Genomic DNA, 20584 nt, shown 5'->3' with positions numbered 1-20584 from the left:
TTTAATGGCTAATATGTTCGCCCTGATTCTGGTGATCGCCACGCTAATAACGGGTGTTATCTGGTGTATCGATCGCTTTAAATGGGCTCCGGCGCGTCGTGCTAAGCAGGCAGCTGCACAAGCGCAGGCGGGCAACACATTGGACGGCAAAACGCTGGCCAAAGTGGCGGCTCAGCCAGGTTGGGTAGAAACGGCGGCATCGGTGTTCCCGGTGCTGGCGGTGGTACTGATCGTTCGCTCATTTATTTTTGAGCCGTTCCAGATCCCATCAGGTTCCATGATGCCGACGTTGCTGATTGGTGATTTTATTCTGGTGGAGAAGTTTGCTTACGGCATCAAAGATCCGATTACTCAAACCACGCTGATCCCAACGGGTCATCCGCAGCGCGGTGATGTGGCGGTGTTTAAATACCCGAAAGATCCGAGCGTCGATTACATTAAACGTGTGATCGGTCTGCCGGGCGACAAAGTGGTGTTTGATCCTTACAGCAAAACGCTGACGGTTAACCCGGGTTGTGGCACAGGCAAGTGCGATACCGCGTTGCCGATCACCTATACCAACGTGGAGCCAAGCCGCTTCATTCAAACCTTCAGCGGCTTTGATGGCAATGAAACTGGTAACGGCTTCTTTGAAGCACCACAGGGCGAAACCATGAAGGGCGGCCTGCGTCTGGGAACACGTAAAGAGACGCTGGGCACGGTGACGCACGATATCCTGTTAGTAAACGAAGCGCAGAGCCAGGCAAGCATGTATTATCAGCAGCCGGGTCAGCCGCAATCCACGTGGATCGTGCCGGAAGGGCAATATTTCATGATGGGTGATAACCGCGATAACAGCGCCGACAGCCGCTACTGGGGCTTTGTGCCTGAGAAGAATCTGGTCGGTAAAGCGGTGGCTATCTGGATGAGCTTTGAGAAACAAGAAGGACAGTGGCCAACGGGCGTGCGCTTAAGTCGCATCGGCGGAATCCACTAAGCATTATGCCCACTGCGGTGGGCAACACGGTTGGCCTCTTTCGGGGGGCCACTGCACACGAAACAGAACGTGTTGGAAGCTCAGCCCTGTTTCGTATGCAGAGTTACAGACGCACAGAATAACTGGAATCGCATGAACCCCATCCTTATTAACAAGCTGCAGCGCAAACTGGGCTACACTTTTACTCATCCGGAACTACTGCAGCAAGCATTGACTCACCGCAGTGCCAGCAGCAAGCACAATGAACGTCTTGAGTTTCTTGGCGATTCCATTCTCAGCTATGTGATAGCCAATGCGCTTTATCATCGCTTCCCACGTGTGGATGAAGGTGACATGAGCCGCATGCGCGCTACGCTGGTGCGGGGCAATACTCTGGCAGAGATGGCGCGTGAGTTTGAACTCGGCGAATGTTTACGTCTTGGACCGGGCGAGTTGAAGAGTGGCGGTTTCCGTCGCGAATCGATTCTTGCTGATACGGTTGAAGCGCTGATTGGCGGTATCTTCCTCGACAGCAACATTCAAACCGTTGAGAAACTGATTCTCGATTGGTACCAAAATCGCCTTGATGAGATCAGCCCGGGTGATAAGCAAAAAGATCCAAAAACGCGTCTGCAGGAGTTTCTGCAAGGGCGTCACCTGCCGCTGCCTTCTTATCTGGTGGTGCAGGTGCGTGGCGAAGCCCACGATCAGGAATTCACCATTCACTGTCAGGTGAGTGGCATGGCAGACCCGGTGGTGGGTGTAGGTTCCAGCCGCCGTAAAGCAGAGCAAGCTGCCGCTGAACAGGCATTAATTAAGCTTGGTCTCGAATAAAATACATAGTCATATCGCAGCGTCGACAGCGACGCTGCCCAAGTCAGGACTCGAATGAGCGAAATCGAAACACACAGCGGCTTTATCGCGATTGTTGGCCGACCTAACGTTGGCAAATCCACCTTACTGAACCAGTTATTGGGGCAGAAAGTGTCGATCACCTCGCGTAAACCGCAAACCACGCGTCACCGCATCATGGGCATTCACACCGAAGGCGCTTATCAGGCGATCTACGTGGATACCCCAGGGCTGCACATGGAAGAGAAGCGGGCGATTAACCGCCTGATGAACCGTGCTGCCAGCAGCTCAATTGGTGATGTGGAGCTGGTGATTTTTGTTGTTGAAGGCACCCGCTGGACGCCGGACGATGAAATGGTCTTGAACAAGCTGCGCGACGGCAAAGTGCCGGTGGTGCTGGCCGTTAACAAGGTCGATAACATTCAGGATAAAACCATTCTGCTGCCGCACCTGCAGTTCCTGAGCCAGCAGATGAACTTCCTTGAGATCGTGCCGATCTCGGCGGAAAGCGGTAAAAACGTCGATGCGATTGCCGCTATCGCGCGTAAATGCCTGCCGAAATCTGACCATCACTTCCCGGAAGATTACATCACCGATCGCTCACAGCGCTTTATGGCGTCTGAGATCATCCGTGAAAAACTGATGCGCTTCCTCGGCGCCGAACTGCCTTACTCAGTGACCGTGGAAATCGAACAATTCGTCTCTAACGATCGTGGTGGCTATGACATCAACGGTCTGATCCTCGTCGAGCGCGAAGGGCAGAAGAAGATGGTGATTGGCAACAAAGGCGCCAAGATTAAAACCATCGGTATTGAAGCGCGTAAAGACATGGAAGAGATGTTTGAAGCTAAAGTGCATCTCGAACTGTGGGTTAAAGTGAAATCGGGTTGGGCGGATGACGAACGTGCACTGCGCAGCCTGGGCTATACAGACGAATAATTGATGGAAGGCTGGCAACGCGCCTTTGTGCTGCATAGTCGCCCTTACAGCGAAACCAGCCTCCTGCTCGATCTGTTCAGCGAAAGCGAAGGGCGCGTCCGCGTCCTCGCCAAAGGCGCACGCTCGCGCCGTTCCCAACTCAAAGGTGCACTCCAACCCTTCACGCCGCTGTTGGTGCGTTGGGGCGGGCGTGGCGAAGTCAAAACGCTGCGCAGCGCCGAAGCGGTGTCGCTGGCATTGCCGCTCAGTGGCATCACGCTCTATTGCGGGCTGTACGTTAACGAACTGCTGTCTCGTGTGCTTGAGCAGGAAATTCCTTTCTCCGATCTTTTCTTTGATTATCTCCATTGCATCCAGATGCTGGCCGCAGGCAGCGGCACGCCTGAACCGGCGCTGCGTCGCTTTGAACTGGCGCTGCTGGGCCATCTGGGTTACGGCGTGGATTTCCTGCACTGTGCGGGCAGTGGTGAAGAGATCGATGACGGCATGACGTACAGCTACCGTGAAGAGAAGGGCTTTATCGCCAGCCTGGTGGTGAACCAACGCAGCTTCACCGGTCGCCAGCTGCGTGCGCTGTGGACACGTGAGTTTCCCGATGCCGACAGCCTGCGTGCTGCCAAGCGGTTCACGCGTATGGCGCTCAAGCCTTATCTGGGCGGAAAACCGCTGAAGAGCCAGGAATTATTTCGCCAGTTTGTGCCAAAAAAGAAGCCCGATGTGGCAAACGACTAGCGCTGGTCGTACCGCCTGATATGCTCAGCACGGTACACTGCAAACACACTGAACCTATTTAAGGATTGTCATGGCTGAGTTGCTGTTAGGGGTCAACATTGACCACATCGCCACCGTACGTAACGCACGTGGCACGAATTATCCCGATCCAGTCCAGGCTGCGTTTGTTTCGGAACAGGCAGGCGCAGATGGCATCACTGTGCACCTGCGTGAAGATCGTCGTCATATCACCGATCGCGATGTGCGTATTCTGCGCGACACCATCCAGACGCGCATGAATCTGGAGATGGCGGTGACCGATGAGATGATCGACATTGCCTGCGACATCAAGCCGCACTTCGTGTGTCTGGTGCCAGAAAAGCGCCAGGAAGTGACCACCGAAGGCGGATTAGATGTGGCGGGGCAGCAGGACAAAATCAACGCAGCGGTTCGCCTGCTGAGCGAAGCGGGTATCCTGGTGTCGTTGTTTATCGATGCCGATCATCGCCAGATTGAAGCGGCCGTTGCCAGCGGCGCACCTTACATTGAGATCCACACCGGCGCCTACGCGGAAGCACCGGAAGGCCTGGAGCGTGAAGCCGAGCTGTCTCGCATTCGCAAAGCGGCCACGTTTGCAGCCAGCCTGGGCTTGAAGGTCAATGCCGGTCACGGTCTGACGTATCACAATGTGCAACCGATCGCTGAACTGCCGGAGATGCACGAGCTTAACATTGGTCACGCTATCATTGGCCGTGCGCTGTTCAGTGGCCTGGCGGATGCGGTGTCAGAGATGAAGCAGTTGATGCGGGAAGCGCGTCGCTAATGGCGATTCTTGGACTCGGCAGTGACATCGTTGAAATTGAACGTATTGCCGGTGTGATTGAGCGATCCGGCGATCGTCTGGCGCGTCGCGTCTTAAGCGAAGCTGAGTGGCAACAGTATCAGGCGCACCAGCAACCGGTGCGTTTTCTTGCCAAACGTTTTGCGGTGAAAGAAGCGGCGGCCAAAGCCTTTGGTACCGGAATTCGCAGTGGCCTGGCCTTTAATCAATTCGAAGTGTACAACGATGCGCTTGGCAAACCGGGCTTACGCTTTTTCGAACAGGCAAAAGTGATTGCCAGCCAGTTGGGCGTGAAACATGTGCATGTTACCCTGGCCGATGAGCGCCACTACGCCTGCGCAACGGTGATCATCGAAGACTAAGGGTGCAACACGACAAATTTCTCCCACAGCGCCTCGCGGGTTTCCGGGTGCTGTGGGTCAGAAATGATGGTGTTATCAATCGGGCAGACGCTTTGGCAGGTCGGCACATCATAATGACCTACGCACTCGGTGCAGCGGTCGACATCAATCTCATAGATCATCTCACCTAAGCTTATAGCCTGGTTCGGGCATTCAGGTTCGCACATATCGCAATTGATGCATTTCGCCGTAATGAGTAAAGCCATGATCGCCGTTAGCCTGAGAAAGAAGGCGCGCACCTTATCATAAAATCGGCTTCTGCAGGCGCAGGGTTTGTTGTGCTGGATCAAACAAAGCGGGAATTAAGCTCACTGAAGCAGAATTCGCTATAAATCAGCCAGGCATCAGGAAAACGCCGCGTGACCATTCTGTGCGTTAAGAATCAGCCAATAAAAGGCCGGATAACGGCCTTTTTCGCATTACACCAATTTCTTTACCAGTTCTTCGCTGTGCCGTATGTGGCTGGAAGCGCGTTCTGGATCGTTTTGTACCAACGCCATAAACAGCAGGTCGGTCAACGCCAGTTGTGCACTGGTGGATGAGATCGCGGCACTGCGCGTGCTTTGCTCCTCGGCAACGGTGTACAAGCATATGGAAGCGCACTGTTGCAGTGAGTTGGGGGTAAAGCCGGTAAACGCCAGCACGTCGACCCCCAGCTGCGCGGCCTCCTGCGCCGCAAGGTTAATTTCACGCCGCTCGCCAGTATAGGAAATCGCCAGCAGCACATCCCCCGGAGCCATCGCCTGCACGCTCGCCAGTAAAGCATGCATATCCTGCTCAGCGACCGCGTTGATGCCAATCTTCATCAGCTTCCATGAGAAATCTTTCGCCACTAACCCCGACGCACCGATGCCCACTAACAAAATGCGGTTGGCGTTTTTCAGCAATTGCAGGGTTTGCAGCAGCTTCTCTTCACTGTTGATATCCAGCGTGGCGCGGATAGCGGAAATCTTCTCAGTCAGTAATTTTTCGCCGACCACTTTGAGGGGATCGTCGCTGAGAATATGATTGTGCACGGTGATGGCGTCACGATCCGCCAGCGACTCACTCAGCGCCAGTTTCAGCGCAGGAAATCCCTTATAGCCCAATTTTTGGGCAAACTTCACCACGCTTGACTGGCTGACGCCCGATTCCTCAGCCAGTTTTTGTGAACTCAGATGCCGTGCCCGATCCGGCTGCGACAGCAAAAAATCCGCCAGCCGACGCTCATTTAGCGCCAGTCGAGGGTAGAGCTGGCGAATTCGCAGCAATGAACTCATGTTCGATCCTTAATCCATCTAATCCCGCTTGAGCTTAGTCTCTTTTCGCACCGTCAGGTTTTAATGACAGCACGCCGACACAAAGAATAAACTATTCAGCTGGCATTGTGGTCATTGGAATTAAAAATGACTGCTTTCGCCCCCGCCGTTGAAGCTGGCTACACTGTAGGGCAAGCCGTAGAAAGGAAAGATAAGGAGTGGAGTTTGACAAAGGGTACGCAACGCCGCGTGGTGTTTTTCGATCTCGATGGCACGCTGCATCAGCAGGACATGTTTGGCACCTTTATGCGTTATCTGCTGCGACGTCAGCCGATCAACCTGTTGCTGGTGGTGCCGCTGTTGCCGGTGATTGGTCTGGGAATGCTGTTTAAAGGGCGCGCTGCACGCTGGCCAATGAGCTTGTTGCTATGGGCCATTACCTTCGGCCACAGTGAGCTGCGCCTGCGTCAGCGTGAGGCCGCGTTCGCGACATGGTTCCGCCAGCGCGTCACCGCTTTTCCGGTGGTGCAACAACGTCTGACGGATTATCTCAGCAGCGATGATGCGGATGTGTGGCTGATCACCGGTTCGCCACAATCACTGGTGGAGCAGGTCTATTTTGATTCGGCCTTTCTGCCGCGCGTTCAACTGATTGCCAGCCAGATGCAACCCGGTTTAGGGGGGCGCGTATTAGCCATGCGTTGCCTCGGGCATGAGAAGGTTGCTCAACTCGAAGAGAAGATTGGTACACCATTGCAACTCTACAGCGGTTACAGCGACAGTAAACAGGATAACCCGCTGCTGTTCTTCTGCCAGCATCGCTGGCGGGTAACATCACGCGGTGAGCTGCAACAGCTGGAGTGAATCATGCGGCGATTCCGTCTATAATGCGCCGCCTTTAAATCCGCAGGAGCTGCCCGGTGAACCCACAAACTGATGAATATTGGATGCGCCATGCGCTGGAGCTGGCGCGTCGCGCGTGGGTACAGGGCGAAGTGCCGGTGGGCGCGGTATTAGTGCAGGGCGATAAAGTGATCGGTGAAGGCTGGAATCGGCCGATTGGTCAGTGCGATCCGACCGCGCATGCCGAGATCATGGCGCTGCGCCAGGGCGGTAAAATTCTCGAAAACTATCGCCTGCTCGACACCACGTTGTATGTGACGCTGGAGCCGTGCGTGATGTGCGCCGGTGCGATGGTGCACAGCCGCATTACGCGGCTCGTCTATGGCGCAAAAGATGAGAAAACGGGCGCAGCGGGCTCGCTCATGGACGTGATTGGTCATCCAGGCATGAATCATCAGATTCAGATTGATTGCGGTGTACTGGCGGACGAGTGCGCCGGGATGTTAAGTGATTTCTTCCGCATGCGCCGCGAGCAAAAGAAAGCGCTGCGGCAGGCGCAGCGCGAAGGTTAGTTCATCGCAATCTTAGGTTCGACCGCCGGGTAACCGGCGCCCAGTTCGGCTTCCAGCGCCGACTGCTGAGCGATGCGCTTCTCCTGTTCCTGCAGATATCCCACCAGACTGATCTGATACTTACGGATGTTCTCTACATAGTTGTAAGCTTCATGGCCCCGCGCGTAGCCGTAGGAGGTTTGCGCGTAATAACGCTTCTGACTCAGCATCGGCAGACGCTGTTTGACATCGGCCCAGCTATCAGGATTACCGCCTTGTTTGGCCGTCAGCTTGCGGGCATCCAGCATGTGCGCATAGCCCATGTTATACGCCGCCAATGCAAACCAGATGCGCTCATCATCAGGAATGGTGTCCGGCACCTTCTCCATCATACGTTGCAGGTATTCGCTGCCACCACGGATGCTCTGCTCAGGATCAAGGCGATCGTTGACGTCGAGGCTGTCAGCGGTGTTACGCGTCAACATCATCATACCGCGCACGCCGGTCGGCGAGGTCGCCTGCGGATTCCAGTGCGACTCCTGATAAGAGATGGCTGCCAGCAGACGCCAGTCCATGCTCGCCGCGTATTTCTCAAACAACGGTTTGATATCCGGCAACGTGTTATCAATCGCGCGCAGGAAGGTGCGGGTATCCACGTAATCAAAAGTGCCAACGTGACCGAGATACTTCTCTTCGAGGCGCGCCATGGTGCCTTCTTCGCCCATCTGGCTATAGAAGTCGAGCATTGCCGCATTCAGACTGTCATCATCATTGCGTGGCAGATACCAGGTAACCGGTTCTTCATCGGTGATGTCAAATGCGACGGCCAGCTGCGGATGGATGCGCTGCAATAAGCCGATGGTGACCGAATCGCCCACGGTGTAATCCAGCTTGCCGTCGGCGACGGCTTCCAGCAGCGCTTTCTGTCCCTGATCGGTAGAGATCGCCCAATCGAGATCGGGATAGCTGTCAGCTTTGGCGGAACGTAAAGTTGACAGATATGCCGAACCGGACTGCACAATCAGGCGGCCTTTCAAATCGCCGAGCGTCTTCGGCCGTGGCTTATCAATGCGGTACACCAACTGCTGCGAAACAGAGTAGTAGCTCGGTCCACTTTGATAGTGGGCAAGGCGTTCACCGTTGTAGATCAGCCCAGCTGCGAGCAAATCCGCCTTACCATCGTCCAGATCGTCAAACAGATCGCCGAGGTTCGGACGCACCGTAACTTCGAGTTTGACGCCAAGATAATCGGCGAAGCGTTTCGCCAGCTCGTAATCCATACCGGCTGGTGCATTATTGATGGTGTAGTAAGTCAGCGGGGAGTTGACGGTACTGATGCGCAGCACTCCACGTGATTTAATCTGCGATAACGCGTCTTTTCCGCCCCCGTACCAGGGGATTGAAGGCCACAGTGCCAGCGCAAGCAGCACGGTGATCAGACCGATCAGCAGATAGTTTATTTTCAGGCGTTTCAAATAGTTGTCTCGTAATGGCTCACAGGCCTCTGTCTTTTAAAAGGCAGTATTTATGTTGTTTTCACTCCCAGAGCGATGGGCATTTTGCGCAACAAAGCGCAGCAGGGCAACTTATATAGCAAGAATTGTGCAAAATTCAGCCAAATGCTGAGTGCCAGATTTTATGCGCAAACGGTTTCGTAACCCGTGCTGTTTCTCTATAATACCGCCCGTTTTCCCCTGTTGCGCCCAATGAAGCGTCGCCCGGCGCTTCGAAGACGAGAGATCTTTGATGATGGAAATTCTGCGTGGTTCGCCCGCTCTGTCGGCATTTCGTGTAAACAAACTGCTGACCCGCTTTCAGGACGCTCACCTGCCAGTGAGTGATATTTACGCCGAGTACGTCCATTTTGCCGATGTCAGTGCACCGCTCAGTGCGGATGAACATGCCCGCCTGCAACGTCTGCTGAAATACGGTCCTTCTCTCGCCGAGCACGCGCCACAAGGGCGTCTGTTACTGGTGACGCCGCGTCCCGGCACCATTTCTCCGTGGTCATCAAAAGCCACCGATATCGCGCACAACTGCGATCTGCCCCAGGTTATCCGCCTCGAACGCGGCATGGCCTTCTATGTGCAGGCACCGCAGCTGACGGAAGCGCAATGGCAACAGCTGGCTAGCCTGCTACATGACCGCATGATGGAGACCGTGTTCGGTGACCTGAATGAAGCACAGCAGCTGTTCGCGCATCATGAACCACAGCCGCTGAAAAGCGTTGATGTGCTGGGTGCCGGTCGCATTGCACTGGAACAGGCCAACACCACGCTGGGCCTGGCGCTGGCCGATGACGAAATCGACTATTTGCTGAATGCCTTCACCAAACTGGGCCGTAATCCGAACGACATCGAGCTCTATATGTTTGCCCAGGCAAACTCCGAGCACTGCCGTCATAAAATCTTCAACGCCGACTGGATTATCGACGGTGAAAAACAGCCGAAGTCGCTGTTTAAAATGATCAAAAACACTTTTGAGCATAATCCTGAGCACGTGCTGTCTGCTTATAAAGACAACGCCGCGGTGATGGAAGGTTCAAAAGTGGGCCGCTTCTACGCCGATGCGCAGAAGGGCGAATACACCTTCCATCAGGAAGAGGCGCATATCCTGATGAAGGTGGAAACCCATAACCACCCCACCGCGATTTCGCCGTGGCCAGGTGCTGCGACCGGTTCCGGCGGTGAAATCCGTGATGAAGGCGCAACGGGACGTGGCGCGAAGCCAAAAGCGGGCCTGGTCGGTTTCTCCGTCTCTAACCTGCGTATTCCTGGTTTTGAACAGCCGTGGGAAGAGGATTTTGGTAAGCCGGAGCGTATTGTTACCGCGCTGGATATCATGACTGAAGGCCCACTAGGCGGCGCAGCGTTCAACAACGAATTTGGCCGTCCTGCACTGAACGGTTACTTCCGTACTTATGAAGAGCGCGTGAACAGCCATAATGGCTCAGAACTGCGTGGCTACCATAAGCCAATCATGCTGGCGGGCGGTATTGGTAACATCCGAGCTGACCACGTGCAGAAGGGTGAGATCGTGGTTGGCGCGAAACTGATCGTGCTCGGCGGGCCTGCGATGAACATCGGTCTCGGCGGCGGAGCAGCCTCTTCAATGGCGTCTGGTCAGTCTGATGCGGATCTGGATTTTGCATCAGTCCAGCGCGACAACCCGGAAATGGAGCGTCGCTGCCAGGAAGTGATCGACCGCTGCTGGCAGCTGGGCGAAGACAACCCGATTCTGTTCATCCACGATGTGGGTGCAGGCGGTCTGTCGAACGCCATGCCAGAGCTGGTGAGCGATGGCGGCCGTGGTGGTAACTTCAACCTGCGCGACATCCTCAACGATGAGCCAGGCATGAGCCCGCTGGAAGTGTGGTGTAACGAATCTCAGGAACGTTATGTGCTGGCGGTGGCACCGGCTCAGCTGGCGCTGTTTGACGAGCTGTGTAAGCGTGAGCGTGCGCCATATGCGCTGATCGGTGAAGCCACCGAAGAGCTGCACCTGAACCTGGCGGATAGCCACTTCGATAACAACCCTATCGACATGCCGTTAGACGTGCTGTTGGGCAAAACGCCGAAGATGACGCGTGATGTTGCCACTCAGCAGGCTAAAGGCGATGCGCTGGTGCGTGACGGTATTACCGTGGCTGACGCCGTTAATCGCGTACTGCATCTGCCAACTGTGGCAGAGAAAACCTTCCTGATTACCATCGGTGACCGTTCGGTAACCGGTATGGTGGCGCGTGACCAGATGGTCGGCCCATGGCAGATCCCGGTCGCGAACTGTGCAGTGAGCACCGCCAGCCTGGATAGCTATCACGGCGAAGCCTTCTCACTGGGCGAACGCGCTCCAGTAGCCTTGCTGGACTTCGCTGCATCTGGCCGTTTAGCGGTCGGTGAAGCGCTGACCAACCTGGCGGCCACTGCGATTGGTTCACTGCAGCGTGTGAAGCTGTCTGCGAACTGGATGGCGGCAGCGGGTCACCCGGGTGAAGATGCCGGTTTATATGCGGCAGTGAAAGCGGTCGGTGAAGAGCTGTGTCCGGCGCTGGGCATCACGATTCCAGTGGGCAAAGACTCGATGTCGATGAAAACCCGCTGGCAGCAGGGTACCGAAGAGCGTGAGATGACCTCGCCGCTGTCGCTGGTGATCACCGCCTTTGCGCGTGTAGAAGACGTGCGCCGCACCGTAACGCCTCAACTGCAAGCTGACCAGGATAACCTGCTGATGCTGATTGATCTGGGCAACGGCGCAAACACCTTGGGTGCTACCGCACTGTCACAGGTTTACCGTCAGTTAGGCGATAAGCCAGCCGACGTGCGTGATGCATCGCAGCTGGCAGGTTTCTTCAACGCTATTCAGGCGCTGGTGGCCGAGCAGAAGCTGCTGGCTTACCATGACCGTTCTGATGGCGGCCTTCTGGTCACGCTGGCTGAAATGGCCTTCACCGGTCACTGCGGTATCGAAGCCGATATCGCCGCGCTGGGTAACGATGCGCTGGCAGCACTGTTCACCGAAGAGTTGGGTGCAGTGATCCAGATTAATGCCGCTGATCGTGCAGCCGTTGAGAAAGTGTTTGCCGACCATGGTCTGAGCAGCAATGTGCATGTGATTGGTCAGGCACTGCCGGGCGATCGCTTTGTCATCCGTTCTGGCGACAGCGCGGTGTACAGCGAAAGCCGTACCACGCTGCGTACCTGGTGGGCAGAAACCACCTGGCAGATGCAGCGTCTGCGTGACAACCCTGCCTGTGCCGATCAAGAGCACGAAGCGAAGAAAGACGACAACGATCCTGGCCTGAACGTCCATCTGACCTTCAAGCCAGAAGAAGATGTTGCTGCGCCGATGATCGCCACAGGTGCGCGTCCTCGTGTTGCCGTGCTGCGTGAGCAGGGCGTGAACTCCCACGTTGAGATGGCGGCTGCCTTCCACCGTGCTGGTTTCACCGCAGTCGATGTGCACATGAGCGATCTGCTGGCGGGCCGCCGCGGCCTGGAAGAGTTCCAGGCGCTGGTCGCGTGCGGTGGCTTCTCTTACGGTGACGTATTGGGGGCAGGTGAAGGTTGGGCGAAATCGATTCTGTTCAACGGCCGTGTGCGTGATGAGTTCGAAAACTTCTTCCACCGTCCACAGACGCTGGCGCTGGGCGTATGTAACGGCTGCCAGATGATGTCGAATCTGCGTGAGCTGATTCCGGGCAGCGAACTGTGGCCACGCTTTGTACGTAACCAGTCAGAGCGGTTTGAAGCACGTTTCAGCCTGGTCGAAGTGGCTGCGAGTCCATCGTTGCTGCTGGACGGCATGGCCGGTTCTCATATGCCAATTGCCGTGTCGCACGGTGAAGGTTTCGTGGAAGTGCGTGACGGTGCACATCTGGCCCAGCTGGAAAGCAAAGGTCTGGTGGCGCTGCGCTTCGTAGACAACTTCGGTAAAGTGACCGAAAATTACCCAGCCAACCCGAACGGCTCGCCGAACGGTATCACTGCGGTAACCAACGAAAGCGGTCGCGTCACTATTATGATGCCGCACCCAGAGCGCGTGTTCCGCACCGTGAGCAACTCCTGGCACCCAGCAGAGTGGGGCGAAGACAGCCCGTGGATGCGTATCTTCCGCAACGCACGCAAGCAGCTGGGCTAATTTAGCCAGCAGCATCAGAGGCCGCCGCAAGGCGGCCTTTCTTTAGTCCGTCAGGCCTCACTCACTCACTCACTCACTCACTCACTCACTCACTCACTCACTCACTCACTCACTCACTCACTCACTCAGTCACTCACTCAGTCAGTCACTCACTCAGTCACTCACTCAGTCACTCACTCAGTCACTCATTCACTCATTCACTCCATTACGCCATGACTGACTTTGGCTGGCTTATAAAACTGTCGGAAATTGGCGACAAACACGAAAGTAAGATGTCGCTAAATGGTGACATTTAAATTATTGATTTATATTGACTCAATTTTTCATCCTTTAACTCGTTGCTGATCAGCGACACTTTCGTCAGACCAGCCGGTCCGCTTTTTCATAAAATAGTGCGTCACACCTCGCATTTCTCTGATAATCAATGCTATTTCATTTCTGGCACGATAGTTGCTATACTCACAGCGTTGCTCATTCTCCTGTCTATGATTGCCCCGCACTGCGGTTGAGCTCATAAAATTCGAATGACGCACCAAACGGAGCCTGCCGTCCACCCAACCGATAATCGCTTGCTTTGCAACGTTATCAAGCATCGGACGCAACGTTGAGTTAGGCTCCACCTATTTTGCAAGCGATGCTGAGGCGTCGCTCTCACGGCAGCCCAAAAGGGCTGCCGTTTTCCTTTCTGTACTTTCTTCCCTATTAATACTTCGTTAGCATGCCAGCAGCTCACATTGAAGGATGCGCGGTAGTGAAGAGATGGCGTCTGTTTCCCCGATCCCTGCGGCAGTTAGTCTTGATGGCTTTTTTGCTGGTCCTGCTACCATTGCTGGTGCTGGCGTGGCAAGCCTGGGAAAGTTTGTCTGCGCTCAGTAATCAGGCTGCAGATACCAATCGCAATACCTTTACCGACGTACGCCGCAGCGAAGCGATGGCGCGCACGGCGCTCGAACTGGAACGCAGTTATCGTCAATATTGCGTATTGGGTGATGCCACCTTGCAAAAGCTTTATCAAACGCAGTGGACGCGTTATGGCCAGATGCTCACCAGCCATGCGGATAGCCTGCCAGAGCTTCCATCATTCAAAGCGCTGCAGGAAACTTTGCCGCAGCTCGCCAGTGTGCAGTGTGACAACGGTAACCCAGTGGCAAAAGCCGCCACGGCCCTCGAACATTTTTCTGATGCCAATGCGCAAATGGTGCAGGAGACGCGTGAAGTGGTGTTTTCGCGTGGCTTGCAGCTCCAGCGCGAAATCGCCGACCGCGGTCAGTTCTTCGGCTGGCAGGCGCTGATTCTGTTTCTGATTAGTCTGGCGCTGGTGTTGCTGTTTACCGGCATGATTATCGGCCCGGTAAAACGCGTAGAACGGATGATTAACCGACTTGGGCAAGGCAAAGCGCTCGGCGACAGCGTGAGTTTTCGCGGCCCTCGTGAAATCCGTTCACTCGGTCAGCGCATCGTGTGGCTGAGTGAGCGCTTAAGCTGGCTGGAAGAGCAGCGACATGAGTTTCTGCGTCATCTCTCACACGAACTGAAAACCCCGCTTGCCAGCTTACGAGAGGGCACGGAATTATTGGCCGATCAGGTGGCTGGGCCACTCAATGCGGAACAGCAGGAAGTGGTGGCGATCCTTGACACCAGCAGCCGCCATTTGCAGCGTCTCATCGAACAACTTTTGGATTACAACCGCAAACTGGCGGATGGCCCCATGGCGCTGGAGCCGGTCGCAATCAATGACATCGTTGATGCGGTCGTTAAAATCCATTCATTGCCCGCCGGTGCGCGTCAGATCACCACCCATGTTGATCTTCAGGTGGCGCACTGTCTGGCAGAGGCAACATTGCTGCAAAGGGTCATCGATAACCTCTATTCGAACGCCGTGAACTACGGCAGCGAATCCGGTAACATCTGGCTGCAGAGCCAACAGAAAGGCAACCAGGTGTGGATTGAGGTGGCGAACACCGGCATACCCATTCCGGCTGAAGAGCAGGCGATGATTTTTGAGCCCTTTTTTCAGGGCAGCCAGCAGCGCAAAGGGCCGGTTAAAGGCAGCGGGCTGGGGTTAAGCATCGCCAAAGATTGCCTGCGCAGGATGCAGGGCGATTTGCAATTGGTAACGCGCAAGGATGCGGATGTCTGTTTTCGAATCATTTTGACGACCAGCGCCGGGAATGCCTGATTAATGAAACACACCCTGATTAAACTTTTTAGCTGCGCGTTGGTGGCATTTGGCTTGAGTGCCTGCCAGACACCGTCCACGGGCAGCGCGTTACACGATGGCACCAATCTTCCTGAGCCAGAAGTGCGGTTGCCTGATTATCTGGCCACCGATTGTCAAAAAGTGTGGAAGATTGAAACGCCAGTAGCAATGAGCAACCCCCTTTACTGGCAGCGTGCTATCGACTGTGGTGAGCGTTTATCTCCAGCGGAAGCGCGGGCTGAGGCACGACGCTGGCCAGTACAAGGCTGGGCGCGTGCTTTTAAACAAGGCATTCTGCTGGCAAATGGCAATGTGACGCCCTTTGAGCGCCGCCAGTTCGTCGATACGCTAGACGGTTATAGCGCTTCCTATCCAGCCTCCGTGCGCCCGTTATTGATGTTGTGGCGTAGCAATCAGGCGGCGCAGTTAGCGTTAAGCGGTGAACGCAGCCGCTATGCTGCACTCCAGCAAAGCCACGATACTGAGCTGGATAGCCTGCGCCAGCAGCAAACCAAACTGCGTCAATCACTGGAGGAGACTCAGCGTAAGCTTGAGCGCTTAACTGACATCGAACGTCAGTTGTCGTCCCGTAAACCGGCGGACAGCAGCGATACATCGCACGGTGCCAGTGATGCACAAAGTGAGGATCAGTGACCATGAAACAGTCTGCACGTTTACTGCTGGTGGATGACGATCCCGGCCTGCTAAAACTGCTTGGCATGCGCTTAAGCAGTGAAGGCTATCAGGTGACCACCGCCGCAAGTGGCCCGGATGCGCTGCGCCAGTTGCAGAAAGAGAAAGTTGATCTGGTGATCAGCGACCTGCGTATGGATGAAATGGACGGGCTGGCGTTATTTGGCGAAATCCAGAAGCGCCATGCAGGTTTACCGGTGATCATTCTTACGGCGCACGGCTCGATCCCCGAAGCGGTTTCCGCTACGCAGCAGGGGGTGTTCAGTTTCCTGACGAAGCCAGTGGATCGTGACGCGCTGTACAAAGCCATTGATGAAGCGCTGGCACAGCGCGCGCCGGTCAGCGATGACACCTGGCGTGAGGCCGTGGTAACGCGCAATCCATTGATGCTGCGTTTGCTGGATCAGGCGCACATGGTGGCGCAATCCGACGTTAGCGTGTTGATTAACGGCCAGAGCGGTACCGGCAAAGAGGTGCTGGCTCAGGCGATTCACGCCGCCAGCCCGCGTGCAAACAAGCCGTTTATTGCCATTAACTGTGGTGCGCTACCGGAGCAACTGCTGGAGTCAGAGCTGTTTGGTCACGCCAAAGGGGCTTTCACCGGTGCCGTGAGTGCGCGTGAAGGGCTGTTTCAGGCGGCGGAGAGTGGCACGCTGTTTCTTGATGAAATTGGTGATATGCCACAGGCGTTGCAGGTCAAATTACTGCGCGTCTTGCAGGAGCGAAAAGTGCGTCCGCTTGGCAGTAATCGGGATGTCGATATCAACGTGCGCATCATCTCAGCCACGCATCGCGATCTGCCCAAAGCGATGGAGAAAAAGAGTTTCCGCGAGGATCTCTACTATCGTCTCAATGTGGTGAATCTTAAGATTCCGGCGCTGCATGAACGTGCAGAAGATATTCCGCTGCTGGCGAACCATCTGTTGCGCCAGTCGGCCGAACGCCATAAACCCTTCGTGCGCAGCTTCTCTGTGGATGCGATGAAACGCTTAGTGGGGGCCAGCTGGCCTGGCAACGTGCGGCAGCTGGTCAACGTGATTGAGCAGTGTGTCGCGCTGAGCACATCACCCGTGATCGGTGATGCGCTGGTTGAGCAGGCGTTAGCAGGTGAAAATACGGCGCTGCCGACTTTTGTTGAGGCACGTAATCAATTTGAGCTCAACTATCTGCGCAAATTGCTGCAAATGACCAAAGGAAATGTCACCAACGCTGCGCGTCTGGCTGGACGTAACCGTACAGAATTCTATAAGCTGCTGTCACGCCATGAGCTGGACGCCAGTGAATTTAAAGAGTAGCTTGCTGCGGCATATTGATTCATCCATTGACTACCCCAAATAATTTGAGTTGCAGTCAGGCGGCAAACGAAAGCATCCCGATGAGCTTACTTCTTCAAGCGATTTGGGGAAAAGAGAGCCGCCAACCCCTCTGCAACTTGAAGCAGGACGGGTATATACTACTTGTTATCCGTCCATCATGGAGGGAGTGAAAAAAGGATCTGTCATGAAAAAGATCGATGCAATTATTAAACCATTCAAACTCGATGATGTGCGCGAAGCGTTGGCTGAAGTGGGCATCACCGGGATGACGGTCAGTGAAGTGAAGGGTTTTGGTCGCCAGAAAGGCCACACTGAGCTGTATCGTGGCGCGGAGTACATGGTCGATTTTCTGCCAAAAGTGAAAATCGAAATGGTGGTCGGTGATGACATCGTCGACACCTGCGTTGAAGCCATTATGAATACCGCGCAGACCGGCAAAATCGGCGACGGCAAAATCTTTGTGTTCGACGTGGCGCGCGTGGTGCGTATCCGTACCGGTGAAGAGGACGAAGAGGCGATCTAAGCCCCTTCGTTAGCCTGTTAAAAAGCCTGCATGATGCAGGCTTTTTTTGTTTACAGCACTTTGTGCGGGCCAAAAACTTCATAATGGATACGATCGGCACTGATACCGGCATCGACCAGCTGCCGCGCGACAAACTGCATAAATGGCAGGGGGCCGCAGAGCCAGAACTGGCGGTCGGCCTGATTCAATTGGCTGGAGATGCCTGCGAGATCCATTAATCCCTGCGCATCAAAACGGCCACTGTCCACGCTTTCCGGCTCGCGATACCAGATATGGCTGGCGAAATGTGGCAGGCGAGCACCTGTGGCTTGCACTTCATCCGCAAAAGCATGCTGTGTACCGCATTCGGCCGCATGCAACCAGTTAACCGCGCCTGCATACTGTTGCTCGGCCAGGCTGGCTAACATCGCCAGCATTGGGGTTTGGCCGACTCCGGCAGAAATCAGCGTGACCGGCGCGCTTCCTGTCGTTTGCAGATAGAAATCACCTGCTGGAGCCGCACATTGCACAATATCACCGACCTTGGCATGGGTGTGCAGCCAACCGGAAACGCTGCCGTGCTCCTCGCGCTTCACTGCGATACGATAGGATTTACCGTTAGGTAGATGGGTGAGTGAATACTGGCGATGCTGGATATTTTCGCTTCCTTCAGGTCGCAGACTAACGGCCAGATATTGTCCGGGCAGAAAATCAGCGACGGGCTGACCATCGTTAGGTACCAGCTCAAAACTTTTAATCACGGAGCTTTCAGTGTTGATGGTGCGAATACGGAAGTCACGCGCGCCACGCCAGCCGCCGACTTTCTCTTCTGAGGCGCAATAAATCGCTTCTTCACGCTGGATAAACACATCCGCCAGCACGCCGTAAGCTTTGCCCCATGCCTGCAAGACGTCATCGCCGGGATTGAGTAACTCTTCGATGGTGGCCAGCAACGTTTCGCCGACTACCGCATATTGCGCGGGCTGAATATTCAGGCTGGTGTGCTTCTGCGCAATCTTCTCTACCGCCGGCAGCAGCACTGCCAGATTCTCCAGGTTGCTGCCGTAGGCAACAATGGCATTAAACAGCGCCTCACGCTGATTGCCGCTGCGCTGATTATTCATGTTGAAGACGTTTTTCAGTTCCGGGTGTTGCGTTAACAAACGCTGATAGAAGTGGCCAGTGAGTTGCGGGCCAAGCTGAGCAATAGCGGGCAGGGAAGACTTAACGGTAGCGATAGTTTGTGCATCTAACATGGTGAAGGCCTCGCAGTGATTTTAAACATGTATTTTAAATGCATCTTATGATCGTTCATCTTGCCTGTAAATCCCCCGTTTTGTTTGCGGGTTAAGTGCCGAAGCTGGAAGCTGGCCCACAAACCTGAAAAATATTCCCCTTCAGCATGAGCAAATATCGTGATTTACAAGCTTGCAAAAATGCGTAAAAAACCCGTTCCAGCGCCGTGCCAATCGTTTGCGTAAAAAGAGGGTGTTGGCGCTACCGTCACCTGACAAAACCGTTTACACTGTTGGCCTTCGCCCCTTGCCGGGGCCTAAACTGCCGTTAAAAAAGTTAGCTAGTCAGGAGATGCCGGATGTTAAAGCGTGATATGAACATTGCCGATTATGATGCCGAGTTGTGGCAGGCTATGGAGCAAGAGAAGGTGCGTCAGGAAGAGCACATCGAACTGATTGCTTCTGAAAACTACACCAGCCCACGCGTTATGCAGGCGCAAGGTTCACAGCTCACCAACAAATATGCTGAAGGGTATCCGGGCAAACGCTACTACGGCGGATGTGAATACGTTGATATCGTTGAGCAGCTGGCGATCGATCGCGCGAAAGCGCTGTTTGGCGCAGACTTTGCCAACGTGCAGCCGCACTCTGGCTCACAGGCTAACTTCGCGGTTTACACTGCGCTGTTGCAGCCGGGCGACACCATCCTCGGTATGAACCTGGCGCACGGTGGTCACCTGACGCACGGTTCACCAGTGAACCTGTCAGGCAAGCTGTATAACGTCATCCCTTACGGCATCGACGAAACCGGCAAAATCAACTACGACGAACTGGCTGAGCTGGCTAAAACGCATAAGCCAAAAATGATCGTCGGTGGTTTCTCTGCATACTCTGGCGTGTGCGACTGGGCAAAAATGCGCGAAATCGCAGATAGCGTGGGCGCTTACCTGTTCGTTGACATGGCTCACGTTGCCGGTCTGATCGCCGCTGATGTGTACCCGAACCCAGTTCCTCATGCACACATCGTGACCTCAACCACCCACAAGACCCTGGCGGGTCCACGTGGTGGCCTGATTCTGGCGAAAAACGGTGACGAAGACCTGTACAAAAAACTGAACTCTGCGGTATTCCCGGGTGGTCAGGGCGGCCCGCTGATGCACGTGATCGCGGGTAAAGCGGTGGCGTTCAAAGAAGCAATGGAGCCAGAGTTCAAATCCTACCAGCAGCAAGTGGCTAAAAACGCCAAAGCAATGGTTGAGGTTCTGTTGGAGCGTGGCTACAACATCGTTTCAGGCGGTACTTATAACCACCTGTTCCTGATCGATCTGGTGAGCAAAAACCTGACCGGTAAAGAAGCTGATGCCGCGCTGGGCCGTGCTAACATCACTGTGAACAAAAACAGCGTACCTAACGATCCGAAGAGTCCATTTGTGACCTCCGGTGTGCGTATCGGTACGCCAGCGGTTACACGTCGTGGTTTTAAAGAAGCAGATGTGCGCGAACTGGCTGGCTGGATCGCTGACGTGCTGGACAACATCAACGACGAAGCGACCATTGAACGCACCAAGCAGAAGGTACTGGATATCTGTGCGCGTCTGCCTGTGTATGCCTGATTTGGCACCATGTTGATGTGATTAAAAAGGATGGCGCTGGCCTAATGCCAGTCAGTT

General features: G+C 54.9%; 18 protein-coding genes. 14 read left to right on the top strand and 4 right to left on the bottom strand.

Going from position 1 to position 20584, the window contains the following annotated elements; translation table 11 throughout:
• Nucleotides 1-4 precede the first annotated feature (4 nt).
• The 6 genes from lepB to acpS all read left to right on the top strand — a co-directional run bounded on the left by lepB (nt 5) and on the right by acpS (nt 4660).
• Nucleotides 5-976, top strand: a complete 972-nt coding sequence (gene lepB, locus VH86_RS20955; protein ID WP_034825616.1) for a signal peptidase I — start codon at nt 5-7, stop codon at nt 974-976.
• A gap of 132 nt (nt 977-1108) precedes the next feature.
• A complete protein-coding gene (gene rnc / locus VH86_RS20950; RefSeq protein WP_038645358.1) occupies nt 1109-1789 on the top strand; it encodes a ribonuclease III in 681 nt (226 codons plus the stop codon).
• Nucleotides 1790-1843: 54 nt separating this feature from the next.
• Nucleotides 1844-2746 (top strand): GTPase Era, encoded by a 903-nt coding sequence (gene era, locus VH86_RS20945; protein ID WP_034825620.1) that lies wholly within the window; start codon nt 1844-1846, stop codon nt 2744-2746.
• A gap of 3 nt (nt 2747-2749) precedes the next feature.
• Nucleotides 2750-3478, top strand: coding sequence for a DNA repair protein RecO (recO, locus tag VH86_RS20940; protein WP_045815862.1), 729 nt, complete (start codon nt 2750-2752; stop codon nt 3476-3478).
• A gap of 70 nt (nt 3479-3548) precedes the next feature.
• A complete protein-coding gene (gene pdxJ, locus VH86_RS20935; protein ID WP_034825624.1) occupies nt 3549-4280 on the top strand; it encodes a pyridoxine 5'-phosphate synthase in 732 nt (243 codons plus the stop codon).
• Entirely contained in the window at nt 4280-4660 is a 381-nt protein-coding gene (gene acpS / locus VH86_RS20930; RefSeq protein WP_045833994.1) for a holo-ACP synthase, read from the top strand. The genes pdxJ and acpS overlap by 1 nt, the downstream gene beginning before the upstream one ends.
• On the opposite strand, the gene VH86_RS20925 is transcribed toward acpS, so the two are convergent.
• Both VH86_RS20925 and VH86_RS20920 read right to left on the bottom strand, forming a co-directional pair.
• Nucleotides 4657-4905 carry a YfhL family 4Fe-4S dicluster ferredoxin gene (locus VH86_RS20925; protein WP_034825627.1) on the bottom strand — a complete coding sequence of 83 codons (249 nt, stop codon included), beginning with the start codon at nt 4903-4905 and terminating at the stop codon, nt 4657-4659. The two genes, acpS and VH86_RS20925, sit on opposite strands and share 4 nt — an antisense overlap.
• 213 nt (nt 4906-5118) lie before the next feature.
• Nucleotides 5119-5958, bottom strand: coding sequence for a MurR/RpiR family transcriptional regulator (locus VH86_RS20920; RefSeq protein WP_034825629.1), 840 nt, complete (start codon nt 5956-5958; stop codon nt 5119-5121).
• Nucleotides 5959-6162: 204 nt separating this feature from the next.
• Between VH86_RS20920 and yfhb the strand changes: the two genes are divergently transcribed.
• Together yfhb and tadA are read left to right on the top strand one after the other, a co-directional pair.
• Complete coding sequence (gene yfhb / locus VH86_RS20915; protein ID WP_038645369.1) at nt 6163-6801, top strand: phosphatidylglycerophosphatase C; 639 nt, start codon at nt 6163-6165, stop codon at nt 6799-6801.
• A 56-nt stretch (nt 6802-6857) separates the two neighbouring features.
• Complete coding sequence (gene tadA / locus VH86_RS20910) at nt 6858-7352, top strand: tRNA adenosine(34) deaminase TadA (protein WP_072050632.1); 495 nt, start codon at nt 6858-6860, stop codon at nt 7350-7352.
• Here the strand turns inward: tadA and mltF are convergent.
• Complete coding sequence (gene mltF / locus VH86_RS20905) at nt 7349-8806, bottom strand: membrane-bound lytic murein transglycosylase MltF (RefSeq protein WP_038645371.1); 1458 nt, start codon at nt 8804-8806, stop codon at nt 7349-7351. The genes tadA and mltF overlap by 4 nt on opposite strands.
• 271 nt (nt 8807-9077) lie before the next feature.
• Between mltF and purL the strand changes: the two genes are divergently transcribed.
• From purL to glnB, 5 genes are all read left to right on the top strand, one after another.
• Complete coding sequence (purL, locus tag VH86_RS20900) at nt 9078-12968, top strand: phosphoribosylformylglycinamidine synthase (RefSeq protein WP_045833993.1); 3891 nt, start codon at nt 9078-9080, stop codon at nt 12966-12968.
• A gap of 751 nt (nt 12969-13719) precedes the next feature.
• On the top strand, nt 13720-15147 hold the full coding sequence (locus VH86_RS20890; RefSeq protein ID WP_045833992.1) for a HAMP domain-containing sensor histidine kinase: 1428 nt from the start codon (nt 13720-13722) through the stop codon (nt 15145-15147).
• 3 nt (nt 15148-15150) lie between these two features.
• A complete protein-coding gene (gene qseG, locus VH86_RS20885) occupies nt 15151-15822 on the top strand; it encodes a two-component system QseEF-associated lipoprotein QseG (RefSeq protein WP_045833991.1) in 672 nt (223 codons plus the stop codon).
• A 2-nt stretch (nt 15823-15824) separates the two neighbouring features.
• Entirely contained in the window at nt 15825-17156 is a 1332-nt protein-coding gene (gene glrR / locus VH86_RS20880) for a two-component system response regulator GlrR (RefSeq protein WP_045833990.1), read from the top strand.
• A 205-nt stretch (nt 17157-17361) separates the two neighbouring features.
• Entirely contained in the window at nt 17362-17700 is a 339-nt protein-coding gene (gene glnB, locus VH86_RS20875) for a nitrogen regulatory protein P-II (RefSeq protein ID WP_034825643.1), read from the top strand.
• Between the two features lie 50 nt (nt 17701-17750).
• On the opposite strand, the gene hmpA is transcribed toward glnB, so the two are convergent.
• Entirely contained in the window at nt 17751-18935 is a 1185-nt protein-coding gene (gene hmpA / locus VH86_RS20870; RefSeq protein WP_045833989.1) for an NO-inducible flavohemoprotein, read from the bottom strand.
• Nucleotides 18936-19273: 338 nt separating this feature from the next.
• Between hmpA and glyA the strand changes: the two genes are divergently transcribed.
• Nucleotides 19274-20527: a serine hydroxymethyltransferase gene (gene glyA / locus VH86_RS20865; RefSeq protein ID WP_045814929.1), complete on the top strand. Its 1254-nt coding sequence runs from the start codon at nt 19274-19276 to the stop codon at nt 20525-20527.
• Nucleotides 20528-20584 lie beyond the last annotated feature (57 nt).

It is taken from the genome of Pantoea sp. BL1 (assembly GCF_000963985.1).
GTDB classification, from domain to species: domain Bacteria; phylum Pseudomonadota; class Gammaproteobacteria; order Enterobacterales; family Enterobacteriaceae; genus Pantoea; species Pantoea rwandensis_B.
This window is presented reverse-complemented; position numbering and strand designations above follow the sequence as displayed.